At 43.7% G+C, this 7,677-nt stretch carries 14 protein-coding genes; 7 read left to right on the top strand and 7 right to left on the bottom strand.

All coding sequences use genetic code 11. From position 1 onward, the window contains the following. Window positions 1-184: 184 nt before the first annotated feature. From KKC1_RS02230 to KKC1_RS17275, 6 genes are all read right to left on the bottom strand, one after another. Window positions 185-514, bottom strand: coding sequence for a rubredoxin-like domain-containing protein (locus KKC1_RS02230; RefSeq protein WP_192868036.1), 330 nt, complete (start codon window positions 512-514; stop codon window positions 185-187). A gap of 127 nt (window positions 515-641) precedes the next feature. After that, window positions 642-1,175 carry a rubrerythrin gene (gene rbr, locus KKC1_RS02225; RefSeq protein WP_088552884.1) on the bottom strand — a complete coding sequence of 178 codons (534 nt, stop codon included), beginning with the start codon at window positions 1,173-1,175 and terminating at the stop codon, window positions 642-644. A 105-nt stretch (window positions 1,176-1,280) separates the two neighbouring features. Continuing rightward, window positions 1,281-1,421, bottom strand: a complete 141-nt coding sequence (locus KKC1_RS16185) for a rubredoxin-like domain-containing protein (RefSeq protein ID WP_192868035.1) — start codon at window positions 1,419-1,421, stop codon at window positions 1,281-1,283. A gap of 11 nt (window positions 1,422-1,432) precedes the next feature. After that, window positions 1,433-1,597: a ferritin family protein gene (locus KKC1_RS15970; protein WP_153802842.1), complete on the bottom strand. Its 165-nt coding sequence runs from the start codon at window positions 1,595-1,597 to the stop codon at window positions 1,433-1,435. A gap of 22 nt (window positions 1,598-1,619) precedes the next feature. Then, window positions 1,620-1,922 carry a ferritin family protein gene (locus KKC1_RS02220; RefSeq protein WP_088552883.1) on the bottom strand — a complete coding sequence of 101 codons (303 nt, stop codon included), beginning with the start codon at window positions 1,920-1,922 and terminating at the stop codon, window positions 1,620-1,622. Between the two features lie 126 nt (window positions 1,923-2,048). Next, on the bottom strand, window positions 2,049-2,204 hold the full coding sequence (locus KKC1_RS17275) for a desulfoferrodoxin FeS4 iron-binding domain-containing protein (protein WP_368731545.1): 156 nt from the start codon (window positions 2,202-2,204) through the stop codon (window positions 2,049-2,051). A gap of 846 nt (window positions 2,205-3,050) precedes the next feature. Here KKC1_RS17275 and KKC1_RS02210 point away from each other — a divergent pair. The 7 genes from KKC1_RS02210 to KKC1_RS02185 all read left to right on the top strand — a co-directional run bounded on the left by KKC1_RS02210 (window position 3,051) and on the right by KKC1_RS02185 (window position 7,284). Then, window positions 3,051-3,425 carry a helix-turn-helix domain-containing protein gene (locus KKC1_RS02210; RefSeq protein ID WP_088552882.1) on the top strand — a complete coding sequence of 125 codons (375 nt, stop codon included), beginning with the start codon at window positions 3,051-3,053 and terminating at the stop codon, window positions 3,423-3,425. 58 nt (window positions 3,426-3,483) lie between these two features. After that, window positions 3,484-3,633 (top strand): hypothetical protein, encoded by a 150-nt coding sequence (locus KKC1_RS15965; protein WP_153802841.1) that lies wholly within the window; start codon window positions 3,484-3,486, stop codon window positions 3,631-3,633. Beyond that, the gene (locus tag KKC1_RS02205; RefSeq protein ID WP_088552881.1) at window positions 3,606-4,379 is read left to right on the top strand and encodes a DUF6414 family protein; all 774 of its coding nucleotides are present in this window, start codon (window positions 3,606-3,608) and stop codon (window positions 4,377-4,379) included. The genes KKC1_RS15965 and KKC1_RS02205 overlap by 28 nt, the downstream gene beginning before the upstream one ends. 45 nt (window positions 4,380-4,424) lie before the next feature. Beyond that, on the top strand, window positions 4,425-4,697 hold the full coding sequence (locus KKC1_RS02200; protein ID WP_088552880.1) for a hypothetical protein: 273 nt from the start codon (window positions 4,425-4,427) through the stop codon (window positions 4,695-4,697). 128 nt (window positions 4,698-4,825) lie between these two features. Next, window positions 4,826-5,257, top strand: coding sequence for an ImmA/IrrE family metallo-endopeptidase (locus KKC1_RS02195; RefSeq protein WP_088552879.1), 432 nt, complete (start codon window positions 4,826-4,828; stop codon window positions 5,255-5,257). Between the two features lie 139 nt (window positions 5,258-5,396). Beyond that, the gene (locus KKC1_RS02190) at window positions 5,397-6,623 is read left to right on the top strand and encodes a hypothetical protein (RefSeq protein ID WP_088552878.1); all 1,227 of its coding nucleotides are present in this window, start codon (window positions 5,397-5,399) and stop codon (window positions 6,621-6,623) included. A 409-nt stretch (window positions 6,624-7,032) separates the two neighbouring features. Then, window positions 7,033-7,284, top strand: a complete 252-nt coding sequence (locus KKC1_RS02185; RefSeq protein ID WP_088552877.1) for an NYN domain-containing protein — start codon at window positions 7,033-7,035, stop codon at window positions 7,282-7,284. Between the two features lie 77 nt (window positions 7,285-7,361). Here KKC1_RS02185 and KKC1_RS02180 read toward each other — a convergent pair whose 3' ends face one another. Then, window positions 7,362-7,592, bottom strand: coding sequence for a hypothetical protein (locus tag KKC1_RS02180; protein WP_088552876.1), 231 nt, complete (start codon window positions 7,590-7,592; stop codon window positions 7,362-7,364). Window positions 7,593-7,677: the final 85 nt, after the last annotated feature.

The raw sequence follows: 7,677 nt of genomic DNA, 5'->3' as shown, positions 1-7,677 counted from the left end.
GCGTTGTAAGTGGTGCCGCGGGGAGTAAGATAACCGTGAAAGTACCGCAAATCCCAATCAATACCACCTACCCAATATACGTTGGGCTTGATTTCTACAGGTTTCATAGTATCCTCCTTTCAATCAAAATTATGCCTTCGGTCAAGCTGGTTGCAAGATACTAGAAATTAGGTTTAGAAAAAACCTAGCCCCATTTACCCTTCTGCACGTGAATCTGGATTTCTGCCTTAGCCATCTGCCTTATTTCTGCCGCTACCCTTTTGGTGTAACTGAATATTTTCATGCACCCTGGGTCAAGGTTATCTTTAATACCTTTATCAGCAAGACTCCCCAGCCCCTCTACCATGGACATAAGAGACACCAGCAGCTGGTTGGTCAAGCGAGCTCGCTGCACAAGGTTAGCCGCTTCAGTGGTAATCTCCACAAACTTCTCCCTGGGTGCCCCGCACTTGGGACACTGTTCCGGCGCTTCAGTTCCATCGTGAATGTAACCGCATACCGAACACTGCCACATACCAATCACCTCCCATCAAAAACTCGTATAATGGCATTTGCCGCCTGATGGTGAATGCTTGAGAAAGAGTGAGGCCCATATCCAATTTCCAATTTTACTGCCTTGACTTGACATATTACCGTGAATCTTAGTAGTTCTCACATAACAACTGGTAGAATGACCGCGGGTGTGCGCAAGCCGGGCATTCTTCCGGGGCTTCTATTCCCTCGTACACATAGCCGCAATTTCGACACTGCCACTTCACCGGCTTGTCCTTGATAAACACCTTACCTTCCTGCAAGTTTTTTAACAAGGCCCGGTATCTCTTCTCATGCTCAGCTTCCACCCGGGCAACTTCCCGGAAAAAGGCAGCCACTTCCGGAAATCCTTCCTCTCTGGCGACTTTTTCAAACTCCTTGTATATCGAAGTCCATTCCTGATTCTCGCCCTCAATAGCCGCTTTCAGGTTGTCTTCGGTTGAGCCCAGGACTCCAAGAAATTTCAAAGCCCTCTTCGCATGCTCTTTCTCATGCTCTGCCGTTTCCAAAAAAATGGCCGCAATCTGCTCAAAGCCTTCTTTTTTGGCTATGCTCCCAAAATATGTATACTTGTTCCGGGCCTGGGACTCCCCCGCAAATGTAGCCCATAGGTTGGCTTCAGTTTTGGAGCCTTTAAGATCCATAGTGTTTCGCCTCCTTCTTCAATATGCTAGCGGTCTCATAATAGTCTCCCAGTTTAGGAATTACCATCAAAAAACAGTCATCGATTGGTCAGCATGAGCCCCCGGTTATTTCTCCTGGCGGCCGCAGTCCGGCATGTAGCAATTGTTGTCTACAAACTGGCATTTTTTTTGACAAGCGGGACAAATTTCAGGAGGAATCTCCGCCTCCACCGTGTACCCGCACTCCAGGCATTTCCATTTATTCATGACACACCTCCTTACCCTTCAATTTCTCTTCTCAATTGTGCCAGTTTAGAAAGATGCAGCTCTTCCTGGGCAATGAGATCCTCTATAATCTTTCGTTTTTCTGGCTTAACCATCCCGCTCAGGCTTTTAAAAAACAGGATACTATCTTTCTCCAGCCTTACAGCCAGATTCAGCACTTCCTTCTCTGTTTTCGTCTCCTCAACGAGGCGATTTGCCCCCTCCCTGTCTCTGAACAGGTGTGTCTCGACCAGGGACTGCATGTAATCCAAGTACTCTCCGGGATAATTTTCCGGGGGGGTCTACAGGCTCTAGGTCCTTCCCCAGCTGGGCGAAGTCTTCCTGGTGTTTTTCTTCCTCCGCCGCTAGCAGTTCCAAAAGGGATTTTATTTGGGGATGCGCCACTCTTTCCGCCATTCTACGGTAAAAAATGGTTCCCGCCCTCTCCATTTCAATAGCTACCTGAACCAATTCGGCAGGTTCAAAAAGAGATAGGTGCCACAATGGACTTCCTCCTTCTGCGTTAGTGTTTGAACCAAGCTTTCCAAGAGAAACTGCTTTTTGAAAGCCCCATAATAAATCTACCACCCCCTTGGGTGGTTATCTTCATGAGTTTGTAGTTATTTACGCCTAATGGTTTACCAACACCATTGGCTTGCCAAAGCAGACTAATACTCCTTTACCTTCGTGCGTTACCTTAATCACATCAGTACACACTACACACTTATAAGTTTCGCCAACCTTGGTGGCAACTTCTTCTCCCTCCTTTTTCAGTCTTTGGCACAATATCAATATAGAAATGTTTAGTATTTCGACGTTTTCCAGCAGTTTCCTGCTTTCATCCCATCGAAATGACAAGATTAATACCTAAAGCAAAAAAGAAGCCATAGAGACTCTGTGTGAAAAACACGCCACAGGCAGCACAAAAAAGTCTTAAACTGCAAGCTACTATGTCGAACACTTTCCCACCAATCCATTAGGATGGGCGGCTAGCTTCCGGGTTGTCTCCGAGATGTCCCGTATCGCGAGCTCAAAGCTTTCGTAATCCTCAATTTTCAGCTTGGAAGCTTCAAAATCTTTTGCGCTAAGATGATGGTGAATTGCGTTTCGGACAAAGGCAACAATATATCATAATATCCTATAATATAATGCGATTGGCCATCTTTGCCAAGTACCAAAGACATATGTCCGTATCAAAATTCAGTAGGTAACTTTTTAAACCGACCTGGCGGCGCAAAACGGCACTGTGGACGCGGGAGGCATCGAGGACTGAATCTTATAGCCCTGGAAGAAAATGGGCTTGTGGACCGAAACAAAATTAAGGTGCTGATCCAGTCTGATTTTAATCGAAGGGTATCCCTGGGTAGTAAGGAGTTTACTGGATCGGGAACTGGTGGAGCGCATCACCAACGCATTTCTGGACACCCGCGCCCCATATCCCTTATCCTTACGCGCCGCAAGTAATGCTTCTCTCATTGCAATAACCCACTGCGTTGTGTTCTTCTGACACTAATTACAATGTGTCATATGGAGACTATCAAGGGACAATTTTTAAATTTTGTGTCTTTTGAGCACTTTTATTGTGTAATACCTGTTTTATAATGTATCTTTTAATTTAGGTAGGTGTGGCAAATGGACACAACGCTAGGCAAAAAAATAAAATTCTTAAGAACTGAAAAAGGGTTAACTCAAGAAGAATTAGCCAAAGCACTTGGTATTGCCCGAGCAACCTTAGCTTCATGGGAAATAAACCGAAGAGAACCAGATTATTCTATGTTACAAAAAATAGCCGACTTCTTCGATGTAACCGTTGACTTCCTCCTAGGTCGCACCGACAACCCCAAAGGCTATTCGGACGAGCCTCCTTCGGACATGGAGTTGGAAGAACTCCTCCAACGCTCCAACCTCAAATTCAACGGCGAGCCCTTAGACGAAGAGGACAAACAGGACATCATAGAGTTCCTGAAAGTGGCGTGGAAAACGATACGGAAGAAGAAGCGAAAATGAAAAATGAATACCTTTGCCGCACAAGTTATAGTATGATAAAGGCAAGGGGGGCTGTTCCATGAAAAATAAAAGCATATTACTACGTCCACTTTCTTTCATAAAACAGATTGCTAAGGACATTCAAAATGAAGAGGAGAAACAAAAACGTTGGGAGGAAGAGTTCCGTAAGGAGTGGGATAAGTGGGGCAAACCGAAAGAAAAGGTTTAATTGATTTCCTGTACCGAGATGTTTCGCGAATAGATTCGCTCTTTGCGCAGGTATTTCAGGGGACACTACGGGAAATTTCAACAACCTCTAATTTGTCTAGCATAACGAAGAAACAACTTCGGGCTGATTTAAAAATCTTGCGAGGCGAACGGGAAACCGAAAAGGCAAAATCAGATATCGTTGAAAAACATATCGATCCACATGACCATAAAATACTTGACTTAATGGAAGTACTAAATATACCACTTCTTGAAACACCGCTTTCAGAAACAGTTAATGGACAAGTTATCCTAGTGAAAGGGCAAATTGCTATTCGCAATTACCAAACTATAAAGGCAGCTATCCCAGCAATATTGGATTTAGGGATGCTTGAAACTGCTAAACAAAGCAAAAAAGAGTTAAAAAAAGAGAAACGCATTATAGAACAAATGCTTGGTCTTGTCCCTATGGGATTGGAAATCGAAATATTTGCACAAAACGGCGAAACTATAATAGGTACGATTAAGCCAGAATATTTGGCAGAACATCCTGATGACTTGTTGAGAATGTACGGTAGCCATATTCCCGGCGAATGGTACATATTAGGCATTATTAGTTCGACTGCTGACCAAAGTACCCGGGCATCTTTTTCTGACCTTAGGCAATCAATAGACGAATTTGCGGAGGCAATTAGAAGCCTGTACGCTGAAGGTAGCAGTAATTATGTTATAGCTCCTATTTTTATTTATCGAGAGTTAATCTTTTAGTTTATTCCAGCGAAGCCCAAAGGCTAGACAAAGGAGGTGTTTCTCATGGAACAAAAAGACTTCATGGAGCTTATCCTTAATGAACTGAAAGACATTAAAGAACGTGTTGGCAATCTGGAAACAGAAGTCAAAGGCATCAGAGAAGAACATGGTACCCTCCTCCGTAAACTTGAAGAACGCACCTCAGTAGTCAACGCAACCGTCACCCGCCTGGCTGAGGACATGGACCACCTCAAGGGCGACGTTGCCAATATAGCGAAACGCCTTGATGATCATGACATCGAGATAAAAGTGATTAAAAAGGCTGTAGCAAATTGAAAGCTACCCTGGGATGTGTGAACGGAAAAAAAACTACTACCAACAACCGGTAGTAGTTTTTGCTTTCTTATGGGGTTTCGACAAAATTAGACAACCTTAGACAAAGGGGCGGTGTTTTTGTAAGCAGTATGAGTTTCATCAAGACTGCCGTCAGTAACCTGGTAGAGCAATACAGCACCCGTGACCCTTTTGAGCTTGCAGATCACCTTGGCATTACCATCATTCGCTTTCCGTTTAAAAAGATCAAAGGCCTGGTGATAAGCCTTTTCGGCCATAAGATAATAGGCCTCAACAGCCGGCTGCCGGAGCAGCTCCAGCGGGTAATTGTGGCCCATGAGATAGGCCACGACCAGCTCCACCCTCAGGGGATGGGATACTTCTTCATGATCAAAGAAACGTTCTTTGTCAACGGCAAGTATGAGCGGCAGGCCAATCAATTTGCGGCTGAGTTGCTTCTGGCGGAGGACAAGCCTGCCTATGGGGAAAGCATTGAGGATTACGCGAAGCGGAAGAATGTGCCGGTGGAGCTGGTGAGGGTGTGGGTGGGTTCAGAAAAATAAGATACTGAGGGGCACGAAGATTGGTTTGTTCGAGAAAAGCGGAAAGGGGAGGTGAAGATGTCCCAATGAGTAAGGAAAAACGGACAATAGGGATTAAAATTTGAAAATTGCGAACATGTGACTTTAGAGGAGGGATAGAATGCTTCGGGTTCTTACTTTTGAAGCAAAAACAGCTATTCGTGACCAGACCGAAATGGAGAGTCTCATATCATATTTGAGAAACAAGGGATATTTGGCTGTGATACGTGGTATGTTCACAGGTATGTTCAGGCAAGCTAAATTGCCAGAGCCAGATGAGCAGCTAATCACAAATATGATCACTGTAACTCCTGAATACCGATTTATGACAGAAAGAGAAGATTTCCTGGGTGACCTCTTTATCACCGATGATATAATTTATGTTTTGAATACAACCGGAAAAGGAGCATTGCAGGCTTCGGCCATTGGGTATGGCGAACAGAAAGAAGCTTTGCAGAAGTTTTGTACAGATGTGCAAGAAGGCATCAAGACTAAATTTGACGGTAGAAGAGTAAGAGGAATGGATTTTGACTGGAAACCATCAAGTTTTCTTCCTTTAAGATACACTACTCCTTTTGGTGTGTTAATTGAGGAGGAACGTGCACAGGAGGTAACGGATCTTCGAGTCAGCGGGCTCAGCGGGCCAAATTACAGCTCTGAGGACATTAAAGCAGCCAATCTCCTGGTAGATGTTAATATAAGACAATTTGTTTTGAAACTAGCTCAGGTAAGAAAGATGATAAGTAGAGATGCTACTAACCTTGCGAAAGAACCAGACACTCTTGAACGCCTTCTCGCATTGGATTTGATAGCAGAAGAGTATTTGCTAACATGTAAACAGGATCAGCACACTATCTGTATTGTTCCTTCTAAAGATCATCTCACCCAAGAGCCTATGGCTTCTCTCCGTTGTAATACTTGTGAGCGTTCATTTCCCGAAGAAAATCTCCAAGTAATCTATACCCTAACTGACAAAGGAAAGAGACTAATTGATGGAAGTTTATGGATGCATATTTGGATTACAGAGCTTCTTAAAGAGAGTGGAGTGAAAAAAGAAAGTATAAAATGGAATATTGAGGCGAGCGGAGAAGAGCTTGACATAATGGTGGAAGATTTTGGTTCCCGTTTTTTCCTCGAACTCAAGGACAGAGAATTTGGATTGGGCGATGCCTATCCTTTTCTTTTTAGGATAACTAGGTATGGAGGAAAACTTGGTATAGTTGTGACAATGGATAAAGTTTCAACTGATGCTAAAAAGTTTTTTGAAAAGGAAACCCGTCGTCGAGGGTATCCTATTCGGATACAATACCTGGAAGGCCCTGAAAACATTCGGAAGGGCATTACATAAATAGTAGAAGACAGGGCTTTATTACAGGTGCGCAGAGTGATTCGGCCCTTTTCCATCAGAATAGGTTTTGATTTATGGCCCATTGTAGAATATTGGATAAATACAAAAAATGAATCATCTAAAGAACAAGTTGCCGCAACAGCAGATAACAGCTGATAAAAGGGAAATCAAAATTTTCCCCAAACTCGCCTATCGGAGAACCTTTTATCCGCAAAACATTAGAAGAAATGACGTTAAGGAGACAAGTAGGGTATTTGCCGGAGCTGGATAAACTTTGCGAGAAATATAAAACGAGACGCATCTTTATTAAGGAGTGGGTAGATTTCAACTATTACGGTAAGCTTTCACCAATTCGGGATGATGTTTGGGGAGTTCTAGAGTAAACGGTAGGAGAGGAGGAATAGTTTCTATGAAGAGAGTTATGATTTTTATTGATGGCAGTAATCTCTATCATAATTTACGCTCTTTTTGTGGAAGAACAGACATAGATTTTGCTGCATTTGTTCGAAAATTAGTCGGTGAAGACAGAGAGTTAATTCGAGTATATTATTATAATGCACCAGTCGATAGAAGAGATAATGAAGACAAATATAGAGCTCAACAACGGTTTTTTGCCACCCTTAATCAAATCGATAATTTATACTCATCTTTGACAGTTTAAAAACAAGATTCCAGTAACGACAGGCATTTCAAGGGACGGAATACAGGCGTGCCACTACACCCCTTGTGGTGGAACAATTAAAGCTGTAGCACTCGCTGGGGAGGGCGAGCGCCAACAGCCTTGAAAGCCAAATAGGCGTCACCCCTAAGTTCTGTGCGGACAACAAACTCCTTGCCGTTCATACTGAGCTTCACCGCCTTGACGCGGTTGAGATCGGTGATAACTCTGGTATAGTCGGCCTCAGGAGCAACACTGCTGAGCATTTGGCGTAGCGCCATCTCAAGGTAAAAGGCAAGGAAACATACCATGATGTGGCCACCATACCATGATGTGGCCACGGATCCGGCTTTCCGTCCAGTGATACATGGGACGAAGCTTCAGGGTGCACTTCAT

Source organism: Calderihabitans maritimus, from assembly GCF_002207765.1.
GTDB classification, from domain to species: Bacteria; Bacillota; KKC1; order Calderihabitantales; family Calderihabitantaceae; genus Calderihabitans; species Calderihabitans maritimus.
This window is presented reverse-complemented; position numbering and strand designations above follow the sequence as displayed.